This window comes from Bacillus sp. SG20033, from assembly GCF_044570195.1.
Taxonomy (GTDB): Bacteria; Bacillota; Bacilli; order Bacillales; family Bacillaceae; genus Bacillus; species Bacillus subtilis.
The window spans coordinates 1,490,273-1,506,684 of sequence record NZ_CP172606.1; the positions used below are offsets into that span (position 1 = coordinate 1,490,273).

Below are 16,412 nucleotides of genomic sequence, written 5' to 3' on the forward strand. Positions count from 1 at the left end.
TTGAAGAAGGAGTGTACATGCATGGAAACTCTTGGTGTCCAGACAAACTCGGAGCTGCGAGAGGAACTGAATCGCCTCAAAGAAGAAAACGCGCGACTGAAAAAGGAATTGAATCAGCATCAAGTGATTGTCAACAATACGCTCGATGCTATTTTTATTTGTGATAACGAAATGCGGATTGTTCAGGCAAATGAAGCAACAGAAAGGATGCTTCAAGTTGACTCGGAAGATTTGAAAAAGCGTTCTGTTTTGGATTTTTTGTTTTCAATCCCAAAGGATGAACTGAATCTTTCCGTAAAGAAGTTTTTTAAAAAAGGCTTTCTGTGGAAGGAGGTTCCGATCAGGCTTGATTGCGGGGCAACAAAATACATAGAGTTTCTGGCCAAAAGAGGCATTGGTGAGGATTTCTTTTTTGTTGTCATGAGGGACATATCTTCTAAGAAGATTCTGGAGCGGGAATTCTCTATGAATGAACAGCTTTTTAAGGACTTGTTTGACAGAGCAGTTGACGGAATCGTCCTGTTTGATAAAGATGGCGGTTTTATTGATGCCAATTTGTCCTTTTGTAAAAGCTTTGAAATCAATCATAATGAGCTGTCTCATTTATCTTTGTATGAGTTCATAGACAGCGGCTCACGAAAAGATTTCGACAATATCTGGAAGGCGCTCAACCGCAAGGGAAAAGCGAAGGGGGAGCTGCCTGTCAAGCTTCGTTCAGGAGTTCAAAAACTATTTGAATTCACGATTACATCAAACATCATCAGCGGTTTTTATATGTCCATTATGAGGGATATCACAGAGAAGCGGTCTATGGAGCTGCAGCTCTTTAAAAGTGAGGAGCGCTTCAGAGAAATCTTTGAAAATGCAATGGACGCCATCATCATCTGGTCGAATGACGGAAGAATCGTAAAAGCGAATCAATCAGCCTGTAAAATTTTTGAGCTGCCGATGAATTTGCTGTTGAAAAGAAAGCTGTGTGATTTTCTCGTTGACTCGCAGCAGAAATACAGCATAACGAAAAGGAAATACGCAAAATACGGAGAGATCAGAGAAGAGCTGCTGTTTCAAATGGGGAACGGGCAATTCAAAGAGCTTGAATTTACTTCAAAACGGACAATCCTTGAAAATCAGCATTTGACGATCTTAAGAAATGTAAGCGACAGAAAGCGGATGGAAAAGGAGCTGCGGGAAAGCGAGCTGAAATTCAGAAAAGTGTTCAACGGCTCAATGGACGGCAATGTATTGTTCGACAATCAATACAGGATCATCGACGCAAACCCGTTAGCAAGCCATATTTTGGGCCTGTCACATGAAGAGATCAAACAGCACAGCCTGTTAGACATTATTTCTGCTTATGAAATAGAAAATCTGGCATCACCGGCAAGGCAGATTAATTTTGATGAAATGGACAACGAAATTCCATTTTTGCTGAGCAGCGGTGATAACAGAAAACTCGAATTCTCATTTAAACGGAATATTATTCAAAATATGAACTTGGCTATCTTTAAAGACGTAACAGAGCGAAAAGAATTGGAGGAGCGCCTGCGCAAATCAGATACCCTTCATGTTGTCGGCGAACTCGCAGCAGGCATTGCTCATGAAATCAGAAATCCGATGACTGCTCTTAAAGGCTTCATTCAGCTTCTGAAAGGGAGTGTCGAGGGAGACTACGCCCTTTACTTCAACGTGATCACCTCAGAACTAAAGCGCATCGAATCCATCATCACCGAATTCTTGATTTTAGCCAAGCCCCAGGCCATTATGTATGAGGAAAAACATGTTACCCAAATTATGAGGGACACGATAGACCTTCTAAATGCGCAAGCCAATCTCAGCAATGTACAAATGCAACTTGATTTAATTGACGACATTCCCCCGATTTACTGTGAACCGAATCAGCTGAAACAGGTTTTTATCAATATATTAAAAAACGCCATCGAAGTGATGCCTGACGGCGGAAATATTTTTGTAACGATAAAGGCATTGGATCAAGATCATGTTCTTATCTCCTTAAAAGACGAGGGAATCGGAATGACAGAAGATAAATTAAAGCGCCTTGGTGAACCGTTTTATACGACAAAGGAACGGGGAACTGGACTTGGGCTTATGGTAAGCTATAAAATTATTGAAGAACATCAAGGCGAGATTATGGTAGAAAGTGAAGAAGGGAAGGGCACCGTTTTCCATATTACGCTTCCTGTCAGACAGAATGCTGAAGAAAGAAGGAATGATGAATGAACTACTATACGACAGCCGAAACGCCGCTCGGTGAACTTATCATTGCCGAAGAGGAGGACCGGATCACTCGTCTATTTCTCAGTCAGGAAGATTGGGTGGACTGGAAAGAAACGGTTCAGAATACTGAGCACAAGGAAACACCTAATCTTGCAGAAGCGAAACAACAGCTTCAAGAATATTTCGCAGGCGAAAGAAAGACATTCTCCCTGCCGCTCAGCCAAAAGGGCACTCCTTTTCAGCAAAAAGTGTGGCAGGCGCTGGAGAGGATTCCGTATGGTGAATCCCGAAGCTATGCGGATATTGCCGCTGCGGTCGGCAGTCCGAAAGCGGTGCGCGCTGTCGGACAGGCTAATAAACGTAACGACCTGCCGATTTTTGTCCCGTGCCACAGAGTGATCGGCAAAAACAGTGCGTTAACAGGATACGCCGGAAGCAAAACGGAGATCAAAGCATTTTTGCTAAACATCGAGCGAATCTCCTATAAAGAAAAATAAAACATATGGCACGTTCCCTTTTTTTCACGGCCGACATATCATTTTATTAAGTTAAAAAAGTTGGTCTGATGAAAAAGGAGGACAAAGCAATTGAAGCCGAGCCGCTCTGAGAAACTTGCCGTTTTTGCCGAACTGTTTGTGAAACTGCATATCTTATCAAGCGCTCAAAAAGATGAAATCATCAATGTTAACAAAAAGAAACAAAAAAACCGCTGACTCGGCTCCAAATGAGCAAAGTCCAGCGGTTTTTTAATGCACCTTTTCTCCTCTAAACAGCTGTTCAATCTCTTCTTCATAGTTTCCGGTCATAATCCCTTTTTCTGTGATGATTCCTGAAATGAGATCATGAGGTGTAATGTCGAAAGCGGGATTAAAGACAGGCACATTGGATGGAGCGGTCCGAACTCCGGAAATCTGCCTGACTTCCTCGGGATCCCGTTCCTCTATCGGGATATCAGCGCCGCATTTGACCTTTGTATCAAATGTAGATAAAGGTGCGGCGACAAAAAACGGAATATCAAAGGCGTTTGCTAAAATAGCAAGACCGTATGTGCCGATTTTATTTGCCGTATCACCGTTCTTTGCAATTCGGTCGGATCCGACGATAACAGCGGAAATTTGTTTTTCCTTCATCGTATGGGCGGCCATGCTGTCTGTGATCAGAGTGACATCAATGCCCCCCTGCATCAGCTCCCAAGCAGTAAGGCGTGAACCTTGCAGGACAGGCCTTGTTTCACAGGCATAAATGTGCAATCCCAAATCTTTTTGTTTGGCCAAGTAAAACGGAGCTAGCGCCGTTCCATAGCGGCTTGTCGCGATTGAGCCGGCATTGCAGATTGTCATGATCCTGTCGCCTTTTTTGAAAAGCTGCAGGGCGTTTTGGCCGATCAACCGGCACGTTTCCTCATCCTCGACCTGAATCTGAATGGCTTCATGGACAAGGTTTGTTTTTGCTTCATTTACGGAAATCGCGTTTTCGACCGAATGACTCAGTCTCTCAAGCGCCCATGACAAATTAATGGCGGTAGGCCGTGAGCTGTTTAAATATTGTTTGATGTCTTCCAGTCTGCGGCGGAATTCCGTGACATTATCTGTTTCAATGTTTTTGGCAGCAAGCGCCAGTCCGAAGGCAGCCGTAATGCCGATCGCCGGAGCGCCCCTTACTTTGAGCGTGACAATCGCATCAAATACATCCTCTTTCGTCGTCAGCTCCAAATATTCCGTCTCATCAGGAAGCTTTTGCTGATTTAAAATGGTAATAGCTGTTTCTTTCCATTCAACAGAACGTGGAACAGCAAATGAATGGGTCATGAATGGATCATTCCTTTACAAGTAACTTAAATAATTCAATAACATCTGTTATCGATTTGAATTCTGAACGTTTTTCGATAAAGGCTGTGCCGGTTTCGAGTGCCAGGCGTTTTCTGCCGATTCGTTTATCAAACGGCACGATCGTATCCAGGTCAGCTACATGGGCAAGGCCGATCGTGCGTCGTATCAGCTCACAGCCCGCAAATCCGATTGCTTCTTCAAAAATATGGCTGAGCGTATCAGTGAGGTAACCGTCGATGTTGGCGTAAACATCCAGACTGTCCTTCTGCCAGGCTTCACTAAACGTCTCTTCAAACGTTTCCCAGACCTGGTTGACATGTTCATATAACGGCTCTCTGTCAGCCCCGTCACGGCTGAGTGCGTTCAAAAATAAGTTGGCGATAAATTGCCCTACATCAAAGCCGATCGGTCCGTAAAAAGCAAACTCAGGATCAATCACCTTTGTTTCGTGCTCACTTGCGAAAATGCTTCCTGTATGCAAATCACCATGAATCAACGTTTCTGCAGACGTTAAAAATGACTTTTTCAGCTTAGCGGCTTCGATTTTAACGCTGTCATTATTCCAAAGCTTTTCGACAAAAGGACGAAGCTCTTCTTCAAAATCATTTGTGTCATGGTCGAAGAAAGGATCTGTAAAAACAAGTCTTTCCGTAATGTCGCATAGCTCTGGATTTGTAAACTGTTTAACAAGCTGTTTTTTCACCTTAGGTTCAAGCGCGTAATCTGATGAGTAGAAAAGTGTTTTTCCTAAAAATTCACCGATGTGCTGCGACAGATGAGGATAGTTTTCACCCTCAATGAGTCCTTTTCTTGCGATCTTGAGGTGAGAGAGATCCTCCATGACGGTAACCGCCATTTCCGTATCAGAATAAAAAACTCTTGGAACCAGGTGAGGCACATGCTCGCCCTGACGGATGAGAGCGCTGCTTTCGATTCTTGCACGGTCGATTGTCAGCGGCCAGCTTTCTCCCACCACTTTTGCATACGGAACCGCCTGTTTAATGATCAATGCTCTGTCATGTTCTTGATCATAAATATGAAAAACGTAATTTAAGTTGCCGTCTCCGATCTCCTGGCATGTCAGCGTGCTTTTGCTTGGAAATAGGCCAAGCTTCACCGCCAACGCCACAGCGGAGCTTTCATTTAACGTTTCGTATAAAGGTGTTTTTGTGACTCCCATCATCATAACCTCCAATTATGTAATCACTTAATATGTGGCCGTAAAAAAGCCTCCTTCTCAGAGAGAAGGAGGCTTAACATCTATGTCCGCCTCTCTTATCTCTCAGATCAGATCTGAATGGAATTAGCACCGTGCCTTAAGAGACCAGCGTCTCGGCGCGAAAAAGATGCGCCCCATTTCACAATGGAATTACGGTCGGTTGCTGTTGGGGTCAAAAGGCCAAATCCCTCGCCCAACTCTCGATAAAAGAATATATTCACTTGTTTGACAATTCTAATTTATCAGTTGATGAACATGGTAACAGGTAATTTAGTTAGTTGTCAATATATTTTTAATATAAATCTTTTCTGATATCATCGAAAACAGGAATGCTCTCCCGAACTTCTGCGCTTTCTTGAAGGTCGATTTCCGCTCGGACTATGCCTTCTTCCCGGCCGCCTTCAGCAAGTACACGCCCCCATGGATCAATAATCAGGCTATGTCCTGCAAATTCATTATCCGGATTTGAACCGGTACAATTGCAGGCTGCGACAAAGCATTGGTTTTCAATGGCCCGCGCAATAAGCAGGCTTTTCCAATGATCAAGGCGGGGAAGAGGCCATTCCGCAGAAATAAACAGCACGTTGGCGCCTTTTGTCGTATGTTTTCTGATCCATTCCGGAAAACGGATATCGTAACAAATCAATCCAGAGCTTTTGACGCCGTCAAGCTCAAAGTATCCGTCTTCGGAACCGGCTGATAAATACAGATGCTCATCCATCAGCTGAAAAAGATGGGCTTTTCTGTACTCTTTAATGATTTGCCCTTTCTTATCCGCGATGTACATTGTATTATAAACATCAGAATTCTCCCTGACAGCGACCGATCCGGAGACAATATGAACACCATGTTTTTTTGCCGTTTTCTTCAGCCAGCTCTGAGCGGAGCGGCCGTCTTCATCAGCGAGTTCATCAAGATTGGCCAGATCATATCCGGTCGTCCATAATTCAGGCAGAACAAGAACATCAGCATGTTTGCTTTCTTTTTCGATGAAAAATTCAGCTTTTTTTATATTTTCCGAAGGTTTTCCGTATGAAATATCAAATTGAAGACAAGATATCGTCCATTTCATCTTTTTAACACCCCAAATTTTTCTTTACTTTTTTCATTTAACCATATATGATGATGGACTATCATTTCAAGATTTTTTTAGAAGGTGAGAATAGATGAAATTTGAACAGTCTCATGTATTGAAGGAATTGCCTAAACAATTCTTCGCTTCCTTGGTGCAGAAAGTGAACCGAAAGCTCGCAGAAGGACATGACGTTATCAATCTAGGACAGGGAAATCCAGATCAGCCGACTCCTGAACATATTGTTGAGGAGATGAAACGAGCTGTTGCTGATCCTGAGAATCATAAATATTCGTCTTTTCGCGGCTCATACCGTCTGAAGTCAGCGGCTGCTGCATTTTATAAAAGAGAGTACGGCATTGATCTGGATCCGGAAACCGAAGTCGCTGTATTATTCGGCGGAAAAGCCGGTCTAGTCGAGCTCCCGCAATGCTTGTTGAATCCCGGTGATACGATCTTAGTTCCCGATCCGGGTTATCCAGATTACTGGTCGGGTGTCACACTTGCAAAAGCAAAGATGGAAATGATGCCGCTCGTAAAGGACAGGGCGTTTCTCCCTGATTACAGCAGCATAACCGCTGAAGTAAGGGAACAGGCGAAATTGATGTATTTGAATTATCCGAATAATCCGACCGGAGCTGTTGCTACTTCTGAGTTCTTTGAAGACACCGTGCGTTTTGCGGCTGAAAACGGAATCTGCGTCGTTCATGATTTTGCTTACGGCGCTGTAGGATTTGACGGCTGCAAGCCTTTAAGCTTTTTGCAGACTGAAGGTGCGAAGGATATCGGAATTGAAATTTACACGCTGTCAAAAACGTATAATATGGCAGGATGGCGGGTTGGCTTTGCCGTCGGAAACGCTTCGGTCATTGAAGCGATCAATCTTTATCAAGATCATATGTTTGTCAGTCTTTTCAGAGCGACTCAGGAGGCTGCAGCAGAGGCACTGTTAGCCGATCAGACGTGTGTGGCAGAGCAAAATGCCAGGTATGAGAGCAGGAGAAACGCTTGGATCACGGCATGCCGGGAAATCGGCTGGGATGTAACAGCTCCCGCAGGTTCTTTTTTTGCATGGCTGCCTGTGCCTGAAGGCTATACTTCTGAGCAGTTCTCAGATCTTTTGCTGGAAAAAGCGAATGTGGCAGTTGCGGCTGGAAACGGCTTCGGTAAATATGGCGAGGGCTACGTCAGAGTCGGACTTTTAACAAGTGAAGAAAGACTTAAGGAGGCCGCTTATCGAATTGGCAAACTGAACCTGTTTACCCAAAAAAGCATTGACAAGACCTTATAACGATGGGATAATTCAAAATAATTTATAAAATCTATATTTTCTTATCAAGAGCAGGCAGAGGGACGAGCCCGATGAAGCCCGGCAACCGACTTATAAAGCACGGTGCTAATTCTTGCAGCTAGCGGCTGAGAGATAAGATTCGGACGAGAAACGAAACCTCTTTAGACGCGATTGCAGTTTGAAGAGGTTTTTTGATATGGATGAAAATGAAAGGAGCTCTGGCATGAGTGAGTTATTAGCGACATATCTCCTGACCGAACCGGGAGCCGATACAGAGAAGAAAGCAGAACAAATCGCAACAGGATTGACAGTAGGCTCCTGGACTGATCTGCCCCTTGTAAAACAGGAGCAAATGCAAAAGCATAAGGGGCGGGTGATAAAAGTTGAGGAGAGAGGGGGAACTCCTGCATCAGAAAAACAAGCGGTCATCACAATTGCCTATCCTGAAATCAATTTCTCTCAGGATATTCCGGCTTTGCTGACAACAGTGTTTGGCAAGCTGTCCCTGGACGGAAAAATCAAATTAATCGATCTTCACTTCTCTGAAGCATTTAAGCGTGTACTGCCGGGACCGAAGTTTGGCGTATACGGCATCCGGAAGCTGCTGGGAGAGTTTGAGAGACCGCTGTTAATGAGCATATTTAAAGGCGTAATCGGAAGGGACCTGAGTGATATTAAAGAACAGCTCCGGCAGCAGGCGCTTGGCGGAGTTGACTTGATTAAAGACGATGAAATTTTCTTTGAGACAGGTCTAGCGCCTTTTGAAACAAGAATTGCAGAAGGAAAGCAAATATTGAAAGAAACGTATGAGCAAACCGGACATAAAACGCTGTATGCGGTGAATTTGACTGGACGTACGGCTGATCTGAAAGACAAAGCGAGACGCGCCGCCGAGCTGGGAGCGGATGCGCTTTTGTTTAATGTCTTCGCTTACGGCTTGGACGTTATGCAAGGCCTTGCGGAAGATCCTGAAATCCCAGTTCCGATTATGGCGCATCCAGCGGTCAGCGGAGCGTTTACGTCTTCTCCGTTTTACGGTTTTTCTCACGCTCTTTTACTCGGAAAATTAAACCGATATTGCGGTGCTGACTTCAGCCTCTTTCCGTCTCCATATGGTTCGGTTGCGCTTCCAAGAGCAGACGCACTGGCGATTCATGAAGAATGTGTGAGAGAGGATGCTTTTAACCAAACATTTGCGGTTCCGTCAGCAGGCATTCATCCCGGCATGGTTCCGCTATTAATGCGTGATTACGGCATAGACCACATTATTAACGCCGGAGGAGGCGTACATGGACATCCGAACGGTGCCCAAGGCGGGGGGCGAGCGTTCAGAGCCATTATTGATGCGGTCCTAGAGGCCCAGCCGATTGATGAAAAAGCCGAACAATGCAAGGATCTTAAGCTTGCGCTAGATAAATGGGGAAAGGTTGAAGCCGTATGACGACTCGAAAACCTTTTATTATTTGTGATTTTGACGGAACCATCACGATGAACGACAACATTATAAATATCATGAAAACATTTGCTCCCCCAGAGTGGGTGGCATTAAAAGACGGCGTACTTTCCAAAACGCTGTCGATCAAGGAAGGTGTCGGGCGGATGTTCGGCCTTCTGCCCAGCCGTTTAAAAGAAGAGATTACAAGTTTTGTATTAGAAGATGCAAAAATCAGGGAAGGCTTTCGGGAATTTGTAGCATTTATCAATGAGCACGAGATTCCGTTTTATGTCATAAGCGGTGGAATGGACTTCTTTGTATATCCTTTGCTTGAAGGCATTGTGGAGAAAGACCGCATTTATTGCAACCATGCTTCATTTGACAATGACTATATCCATATTGACTGGCCTCATTCCTGCAAGGGCACATGCAGCAATCAATGCGGGTGCTGTAAGCCGTCGGTCATCCATGAACTTTCTGAACCGAACCAATATATCATCATGATCGGTGATTCGGTTACAGATGTGGAGGCAGCAAAGCTGTCTGACCTATGCTTTGCAAGGGATTATTTATTAAACGAATGCCGGGAGCAAAACCTCAATCATCTTCCGTATCAAGATTTTTATGAGATCAGAAAGGAAATTGAGAATGTAAAGGAGGTACAGGAATGGCTGCAAAACAAGAACGCTGGCGAGAGCTCGCTGAAGTAAAAAGGGAATTGGCAGAGAGAGATTGGTTTCCGGCGACTAGCGGCAATCTGTCAATTAAGGTTACAGATGATCCTTTAACATTTCTCGTCACTGCAAGCGGAAAAGATAAACGCAAAGAGACGGTTGAAGATTTTCTGCTGGTTGATCAAAACGGAGAGCCTGCTGAAAGCGGGCATTCTCTGAAACCGTCAGCAGAAACGCTTTTGCATACACATTTGTACAATAAAACCAATGCCGGATGCTGCCTGCATGTCCATACGGTAAACAATAATGTGATTTCAGAGTTATACGGAGACCAAAAGAAAATCACATTCAAAGGCCAGGAAATTATAAAAGCACTCGGCTTGTGGGAAGAGAACGCAGAAGTGACCATTCCGATTATAGAAAATCCGGCACATATCCCGACGCTTGCGGCACTGTTTGCGGAAGAGATTTCAGAAGATTCAGGAGCTGTTCTGATCCGAAATCATGGTATTACGGCTTGGGGGAGAACAGCATTTGAGGCAAAAAGAGTGCTTGAAGCGTATGAATTTTTGTTCAGCTACCATTTGAAATTGAAAACACTCCAGCATCAGCTGGTTAAATAAAAGGAGGAATTGAAATGGCTACAATTCGAATTCATGATGAGGCAAATACAACGATTGAAAATCAAGAGGAAGTGGCAAGCTTTCTGGACAGTCAAGAGGTTATTTATGAGCAATGGGATATCACGAAGCTTCCGGAACATCTCTCAGAGAAATATGACCTGACAGAAGAAGAAAAACAGCAAATTCTTGATACCTTCGAAACTGAAATTAAAGATATCTCAACCCGCCGCGGCTATAAAGCCCAGGATGTTATTTCATTGTCAGACAGCAATCCGAAACTTGATGAACTGCTTGAAAACTTTAAAAGAGAGCATCACCATACAGACGATGAGGTTCGTTTTATTGTAAGCGGACACGGTATTTTTGTCATTCAAGGCAAGGACGGCACGTTTTTTGATGTCCGTTTAAACCCTGGAGATTTAATCTCTGTGCCTGAGAATATCCGCCATTACTTCACGCTTCAGGAGGACCGCAAAGTTGTCGCGGTGAGAATTTTTGTCACAACTGAAGGCTGGGTTCCGATTTATGAAAAAGACAGCGTGAATCAATAAGCATGAGATAGCCCCGTTCATCGAACGGGGCTTTTTATATTTATTGCAAACGCCACTTTTCATACTGTGACAGTTCTTTTTTAATCAGTGTCCAAATCAAACCTAAAACAGCTGCATCGTCAATGAATCCAAGACCGAGGATTACGTCTGGAATGATATCGAGCGGCATGACGATATACAGGATTGCGGCAGTTAACAGCAAAAGTGTTTTAACCTGTGAACGAGGGTAGTCGCCATTTCGCCAATCGCGAAGCATCTGAAAAAAAGTAGTGATGTGCTGAATACATTTTTTTCGGTTTTTCCTCTTCAAAATTGCTTTTCCGCCTGCCGCTCCGAGCATAATTGCTTTCTTTTTCTTCATTGGGCATACCTCCTGCCTGGCGGCGTGTTTAAGATACTCTTCACCTGGGTATTGTTCTTCTAATCCTATCAATATATCTATTATACCTGAAAAATTAACTTATTTAATGAAAATATGTTTACAAATAAAGTATAATCTGTAATAATGCACAATAACCCAATCAAACTTGTTTCCTATTTCTTAGCGGCGAGGGGTGAAGTGAATGGGCGGTTCTTCTGAACAAGAAAGATTGTTGGTGTCTATTGATGAAAAAAGAAAGTTAATGATAGATGCCGCTAGAAAGCAGGGATTTACAGGGCATGACACGATCAGGCACAGTCAGGAGCTGGATTGTTTAATAAATGAATATCACCAGCTTATGCACGAAAACGAACATTCCCAAGGGATTCAAGGCCTTGTAAAGAAATTAGGCTTGTGGCCCCGCAGAGATGTTATGCCAGCATATGATGCAAATAAATAGCGGCCTATCAGATGCATATATAAAGAGAGAGCTTTTCGGAAGCGCTCTTTTTTTCTGGGAAAAATTCATATGAAAGAGGGAACTAATGAAAGAACTGGCGATTCTCATTACCGAAATGGTCAATCAATTTCATGATGCTTTTATTTCCTTATGCGAAATATTTGGCATTCATTTAACTGACAAAGAAATGCATTTTTGGGTGATCGGCATTTTTGGCATATTCTTTTTCGGTGTCACTCACGCTCTGTTTACATGGCTTTCTAAATGGAGTATGACAGCCTTGTCCTTCATCTATACCGTTACAGTCATCATTGTCATCGTATTTGCGATTGAGATTCAGCAAAAGGTGACGGGGAGAGGGAATATGGAGTTTTTAGATGCCACGGAAGGTATAAAGGGTTTTTTAGTATTTTTTATGTTTTTTTTGCTTTTGAAAATGCTGTTGCGTTTCATCAAAATCCTTTTTTCTGGAAGACCAGCAAGCAAATCGAATGGCAATGCCCGATCACGAAGATAAAAAACCCTCCTGACATGGTCAGGGGGCTATGATGCGGATACGGGGAGGGTGATCGTCACCTCTGTGCCTCTTCGCACTTCACTTTCAATATGAATAGAGCCTCCGTACATCAGCACGATCCGTTTACAAACAACAAGGCCGAGCCCGGTCCCTTTTTCTTTAGAAGTAACAAAGGGAAGGAAGATGTGATCCAGCATTTCCTGAGAAATCCCTTCACCGTTATCCACAACTTTGATTATGGCTTTTTTATCTAAAGCTCCCAGGGAGATCGTCAGTTTGCCTCCTTCAGGCATTGACTCGAGGCCATTTTTTGCTACATTTAAAATCACTTGTTTAATATGATCTTTTGTACATTTTACGAGTAAGGGCTGCTCGGTTAAATACTGTAATTCGACTTCAACATTGTATAGATTGCCCTCAGAATAAATGATCGGCATAATTTCTCCGATAATGTCCTGAAGTGAGTTCAGCTCCCATTTTTCAGCTGTCGGCTTGCCGAGAACAAGAAACTCACTCACTATTTGATTGATGCGCTTTATCTCCTGTTCGATAATGGAGAAGTAAAGCTGATCTTCCTCACCTTTATATTTCTTTTGCAACAGCTGAATAAAGCCGCTTATGCCGGTAAGAGGATTACGGATTTCATGGGCTGTGCTGGCAGCAAGCGTCCCGATCAGCTCTAATTTTTGCGCCTCATTTTCTGAGCGCTCCAGCTGGGTCTGCCGCTTCAGCAAATAATACAGCACGAGAATAAAAAGGATATTCAGCAGAACAATAATACATGAAAGCGGAAGCACAAGGCTTTTCGTCAGTTCTTCTATTGTGACCGGGTTCGGATAGACTTTCATATTCCAGCTGATATCATCCAGATATCCGCTGACAGGTTTCTGATCCTCTGCATGAGAGGCTTGTCCGCTCGCAAAAATCATTTTCCCGTCTTGGTTCACAACTTCAATATAAACATCAGGGCTTAGTAAGTTAATGAGATTTTTCAAATAATCAATTTGAATAGCTGCGACAAGATAATCTGTCACATTACGTTTTGAGTCCAGGACAGGCACACAAATTGTGAAAATTGGCTGACCAGTAATTCTGCTCGAATAACTATCTGAAATGACTGTCTTTTTAGTTTCCTTTGCTTTTGTAAAAAAAGATCTGTCGGCCAGGTTTACTTTCGTTTTTAATTCGGTTGTGCTTGCGGTGACGTCTCCTTTGGCATTGAGAAAATAGAGACCGGAAAATCTCGGCTCTGAATCAAAGGTCTTTTCCAAAATTGACTGCATTTTCTTTATATCAACCGGTCTGTCGATGGCGATGGACAAGGAGGTCATTCTCGCCATTGTTTCTCCGATTAAATAATTGATTTTGTTGCGGTGAAGGTTTAGCAGGACACTTGCTTCTTGTTTATGTTCTGCAGCTATTGTATCTTTTTCTTTTTCATATACGAAAAAGCTGATGACGATTGCCGGAATCACGACCAGTATGATATAAAGTTTGACTCTCCCGCAGGCGCCTTTTAGTATTTTCAATTTGCATCGCTCCAACATACACCTGATTAGAGGTATTATATCATTGTTTCTTCTTCTTTAATAAGAAAAAATAACCAAAAAAATTAGAAAAAGGTGTTGGCAAGCTTACATTTTAAAAAAGAAGAGAAATATTGGAAAGATTTTTATTGACATTTTGGTCTTTGTTTATTAATGTTTCTCTGTAACGGTTTCTAAAAGGATGATTGAGACATGACAGAAAAATCACTGAAGTTATTTATCGTGCTGTCGCGCGCGTATCGGTCTATTAACGATCATATGAATAAGCATATTCATAAGCATGGGCTGAATCCGACTGAATTTGCTGTGCTAGAGCTTTTGTACCATAAAGGCGATCAGCCGCTGCAGCAGATAGGAGATAAAATTCTCTTGGCTAGCGGGAGCATCACATACGTTGTAGATAAGCTGGAGCAAAAAGAACTTCTCATTCGGAAAGCGTCTCCTACAGACAGACGAGTGACATTTGCGCAAATTACTGAAAAAGGCATCGGTCTTTTGAATGATATTTTCCCTGATCACGCTGCTGAAATTGATGAAATGATCAGCGTATTAAGCGAAGAAGAGGTAGAGATGTGCACCGAAATGTTAAAAAGAGTAGGATTAAACGCAAAACAGTTTCATAATAAGTAAAAAAAGGAAGCCTGATATGTCACAAGGCTTCCTTTTTTGCTATTTTTCATTTGTTTCCGCTGCGCCTCTCGGCAAAATGAGAACTTCAACCCGCCGGTTTTTGCTTCGGCCTTCCGCAGTTTTATTGGAAGCCACCGGTTTATACTCGCCATAACCCTTGGCGCTGAACACTTTTGCATCGAGCTTGGGGTTTTCAATCAGGAGCCCCATAAAGTTTACCGCTCTCATGACGCTTAAATGCCAGTTTGATTGGAATTCAGAATTTTTAATTGGCATATTATCAGTATGTCCGCTGATAATGATATTTCTTGGCGGGTTAATCACAAGAAGATTTGAAATCTCTTTTGCAAGCGGCACATCTTCCTTACGGATGGTCGCTTTTCCAGAATCAAAGAAGATGCTGTCTTTAATCGTAATCAGAAGGCCTTCACTAGTCATCTTCGTCTCCAGCTGATGTTCCAGCTTTTTATCTTTGATGAACTTTTCCACCTGGCTCTTCACATTTTCAAGTTCTTCTTGATCAGCTGCTTTTTCTTTCTTGTTTTTCTCTTTCTCTTCTTTTTCCTTTTTCACTTCATCGATGCCGTCTGACTCGTTTTCAGGAGGAGTGACACTGGAGTAGTCCAGTACACCGGTGCCGCCTGTAAAGACTTCATTAAATGATTTTGAGAGCATTTGAAACTTAGCTGCGTCAATCGAGCTGCTCGCGTACAGCACAATAAACAATGCCAGGAGAAGAGTAAGGATGTCGGCGTAAGGAACGAGCCATGATTCATCAACGTGCTCGTCCTCATGCTTCTTCTTCTTTTTTCTCGCCATTTTGCGCCTCTCCTTGTTCTGCAAATTTCAAGCGGTCCTTCGCAGGAAGATACATTAAAAGCTTTTGTTCGATGACTTTCGGTGCTTGTCCTTCTAAAACGGATAAAACACCTTCAATCATGACCTCACGCAGTTTTACTTCTTGTTTTGATTTTCGTTTTAATTTATTTGCGAAAGGATGCCATAACACATACCCTGTAAAGATACCGAGAAGTGTGGCAACAAAGGCGGCACTGATGGCGTGTCCAAGCTCATCTGTGTTATCCATATGAGAGAGAGCGGCAATCAGCCCGATTACAGCACCGAGTACTCCAAGTGTCGGAGCGTACGTTCCTGCTTGTGTAAAAATAGCGGCTCCGGCTTGGTGTCTGTCCTCCATTGCTTCGACTTCCTCTGTCATAATATCTCTGATAAATTCCGCGCTTTGCCCGTCAACAGCCATGCTGAGCCCGTTTTTCAAGAAAGCATCATCTACATCCTCAATGCTTGCTTCTAAAGCAAGCAGACCTTCGCGGCGTGCAAGCTGAGCCCATTCAGAGAACATAGGAATGAGTTCCTCTATTGTGAGCTGTTTATTTTCCTTAAATAACACTCGAAACAGCGCAGGCACTTTTTTAATTTCTTTTGTTGGGAACGCAATAACGACTGCTGAGATTGTCCCAGCGATAATAATTAAAATGGCAGCGGGGTTTGCAAGGGCGCTGAAACTGACGCCTTTCAGAACCATCCCGACGCTCAATGCCACAAAAGCAAGAATAATACCGATTAACGAAGTTTTATCCATAGTTTTTCACCAAATCCTTTTTTACTAGCTTGTCTATGGTTAATATCGGTTTTGGTGCCCGGAACTTTAGGGACATTGTGAATTTGTTCATGAAATATTCAAGGAAGAGGCATAGAAGGGAGAAATAAACAAAAACGGGCTCTCCAAAATTGAAAAGCCCGGGTGTCTACTGAAATTAGCAGCTTTCTTGCAAGCTGTCCTTCAGATGGTATTCATATAATAGTAGAAATACATATTCACTGTATATAAACACGTTCCATCCCTCCTTAAAAAAGTGTAAAGGATGAAGGGAAATAGCGCTTCAGGGGAAGGGACGGTATTTTCTAAGTCAAGAGTATGAAAGCATAAAAAAAGCGGCTTCCTAA

At 43.1% G+C, this 16,412-nt stretch carries 18 protein-coding genes and 2 riboswitches; of the genes, 11 read left to right on the top strand and 7 right to left on the bottom strand.

Annotated elements, in window-relative coordinates; translation table 11 throughout:
* Positions 1-21 precede the first annotated feature (21 nt).
* From kinE to ACFVP7_RS07985, 3 genes are all read left to right on the top strand, one after another.
* Positions 22-2,238 carry a sporulation two-component system sensor histidine kinase KinE gene (kinE, locus tag ACFVP7_RS07975; protein WP_003232504.1) on the top strand — a complete coding sequence of 739 codons (2,217 nt, stop codon included), beginning with the start codon at positions 22-24 and terminating at the stop codon, positions 2,236-2,238.
* Positions 2,235-2,732: a methylated-DNA--protein-cysteine methyltransferase gene (ogt, locus tag ACFVP7_RS07980; protein WP_003232502.1), complete on the top strand. Its 498-nt coding sequence runs from the start codon at positions 2,235-2,237 to the stop codon at positions 2,730-2,732. Before kinE ends, ogt begins: the two co-directional genes overlap by 4 nt.
* A gap of 90 nt (positions 2,733-2,822) precedes the next feature.
* The gene (locus tag ACFVP7_RS07985; protein ID WP_003232500.1) at positions 2,823-2,948 is read left to right on the top strand and encodes a hypothetical protein; all 126 of its coding nucleotides are present in this window, start codon (positions 2,823-2,825) and stop codon (positions 2,946-2,948) included.
* 33 nt (positions 2,949-2,981) lie between these two features.
* On the opposite strand, the gene mtnA is transcribed toward ACFVP7_RS07985, so the two are convergent.
* The 3 genes from mtnA to ACFVP7_RS08000 all read right to left on the bottom strand — a co-directional run bounded on the left by mtnA (position 2,982) and on the right by ACFVP7_RS08000 (position 6,355).
* Complete coding sequence (gene mtnA, locus ACFVP7_RS07990) at positions 2,982-4,043, bottom strand: S-methyl-5-thioribose-1-phosphate isomerase (RefSeq protein WP_338733496.1); 1,062 nt, start codon at positions 4,041-4,043, stop codon at positions 2,982-2,984.
* A 7-nt stretch (positions 4,044-4,050) separates the two neighbouring features.
* Positions 4,051-5,244 (bottom strand): S-methyl-5-thioribose kinase, encoded by a 1,194-nt coding sequence (mtnK, locus tag ACFVP7_RS07995; RefSeq protein WP_326147518.1) that lies wholly within the window; start codon positions 5,242-5,244, stop codon positions 4,051-4,053.
* A 92-nt stretch (positions 5,245-5,336) separates the two neighbouring features.
* A riboswitch (SAM riboswitch) is annotated at positions 5,337-5,493 on the bottom strand.
* Between the two features lie 82 nt (positions 5,494-5,575).
* Entirely contained in the window at positions 5,576-6,355 is a 780-nt protein-coding gene (locus tag ACFVP7_RS08000; RefSeq protein ID WP_375060100.1) for a carbon-nitrogen family hydrolase, read from the bottom strand.
* A 94-nt stretch (positions 6,356-6,449) separates the two neighbouring features.
* Between ACFVP7_RS08000 and mtnE the strand changes: the two genes are divergently transcribed.
* The 5 genes from mtnE to mtnD all read left to right on the top strand — a co-directional run bounded on the left by mtnE (position 6,450) and on the right by mtnD (position 10,929).
* A complete protein-coding gene (gene mtnE, locus ACFVP7_RS08005) occupies positions 6,450-7,646 on the top strand; it encodes a methionine-glutamine aminotransferase (protein WP_120028032.1) in 1,197 nt (398 codons plus the stop codon).
* A 38-nt stretch (positions 7,647-7,684) separates the two neighbouring features.
* Positions 7,685-7,785: riboswitch (SAM riboswitch) on the top strand.
* 84 nt (positions 7,786-7,869) lie between these two features.
* Positions 7,870-9,087, top strand: coding sequence for a 2,3-diketo-5-methylthiopentyl-1-phosphate enolase (mtnW, locus tag ACFVP7_RS08010; protein ID WP_339231919.1), 1,218 nt, complete (start codon positions 7,870-7,872; stop codon positions 9,085-9,087).
* Positions 9,084-9,791, top strand: coding sequence for a 2-hydroxy-3-keto-5-methylthiopentenyl-1-phosphate phosphatase (gene mtnX / locus ACFVP7_RS08015; protein ID WP_003232486.1), 708 nt, complete (start codon positions 9,084-9,086; stop codon positions 9,789-9,791). Before mtnW ends, mtnX begins: the two co-directional genes overlap by 4 nt.
* Positions 9,749-10,378, top strand: coding sequence for a methylthioribulose 1-phosphate dehydratase (locus ACFVP7_RS08020; protein ID WP_024572992.1), 630 nt, complete (start codon positions 9,749-9,751; stop codon positions 10,376-10,378). Before mtnX ends, ACFVP7_RS08020 begins: the two co-directional genes overlap by 43 nt.
* A 14-nt stretch (positions 10,379-10,392) precedes the next feature.
* Positions 10,393-10,929 (top strand): acireductone dioxygenase, encoded by a 537-nt coding sequence (mtnD, locus tag ACFVP7_RS08025; RefSeq protein WP_003232483.1) that lies wholly within the window; start codon positions 10,393-10,395, stop codon positions 10,927-10,929.
* A gap of 40 nt (positions 10,930-10,969) precedes the next feature.
* Here the strand turns inward: mtnD and ACFVP7_RS08030 are convergent, their stop codons facing one another.
* Complete coding sequence (locus ACFVP7_RS08030; protein WP_003232481.1) at positions 10,970-11,290, bottom strand: YkvA family protein; 321 nt, start codon at positions 11,288-11,290, stop codon at positions 10,970-10,972.
* 202 nt (positions 11,291-11,492) lie between these two features.
* Between ACFVP7_RS08030 and spo0E the strand changes: the two genes are divergently transcribed.
* A complete protein-coding gene (gene spo0E / locus ACFVP7_RS08035) occupies positions 11,493-11,750 on the top strand; it encodes an aspartyl-phosphate phosphatase Spo0E (RefSeq protein WP_003232480.1) in 258 nt (85 codons plus the stop codon).
* Positions 11,751-11,835: 85 nt separating this feature from the next.
* The gene (locus ACFVP7_RS08040; protein ID WP_305090485.1) at positions 11,836-12,267 is read left to right on the top strand and encodes a hypothetical protein; all 432 of its coding nucleotides are present in this window, start codon (positions 11,836-11,838) and stop codon (positions 12,265-12,267) included.
* A 26-nt stretch (positions 12,268-12,293) separates the two neighbouring features.
* Here ACFVP7_RS08040 and kinD read toward each other — a convergent pair whose 3' ends face one another.
* Complete coding sequence (gene kinD / locus ACFVP7_RS08045) at positions 12,294-13,814, bottom strand: sporulation kinase KinD (protein WP_072557174.1); 1,521 nt, start codon at positions 13,812-13,814, stop codon at positions 12,294-12,296.
* Positions 13,815-14,006: 192 nt separating this feature from the next.
* Between kinD and mhqR the strand changes: the two genes are divergently transcribed.
* Positions 14,007-14,444, top strand: coding sequence for a MarR family transcriptional regulator MhqR (gene mhqR, locus ACFVP7_RS08050; RefSeq protein WP_003232475.1), 438 nt, complete (start codon positions 14,007-14,009; stop codon positions 14,442-14,444).
* Between the two features lie 39 nt (positions 14,445-14,483).
* On the opposite strand, the gene motB is transcribed toward mhqR, so the two are convergent.
* Positions 14,484-15,263 (bottom strand): flagellar motor protein MotB, encoded by a 780-nt coding sequence (gene motB, locus ACFVP7_RS08055; RefSeq protein ID WP_185184287.1) that lies wholly within the window; start codon positions 15,261-15,263, stop codon positions 14,484-14,486.
* Positions 15,235-16,047: a flagellar motor stator protein MotA gene (motA, locus tag ACFVP7_RS08060; protein ID WP_003238984.1), complete on the bottom strand. Its 813-nt coding sequence runs from the start codon at positions 16,045-16,047 to the stop codon at positions 15,235-15,237. Before motA ends, motB begins: the two co-directional genes overlap by 29 nt.
* Between the last annotated feature and the right edge of the window lie 365 nt (positions 16,048-16,412).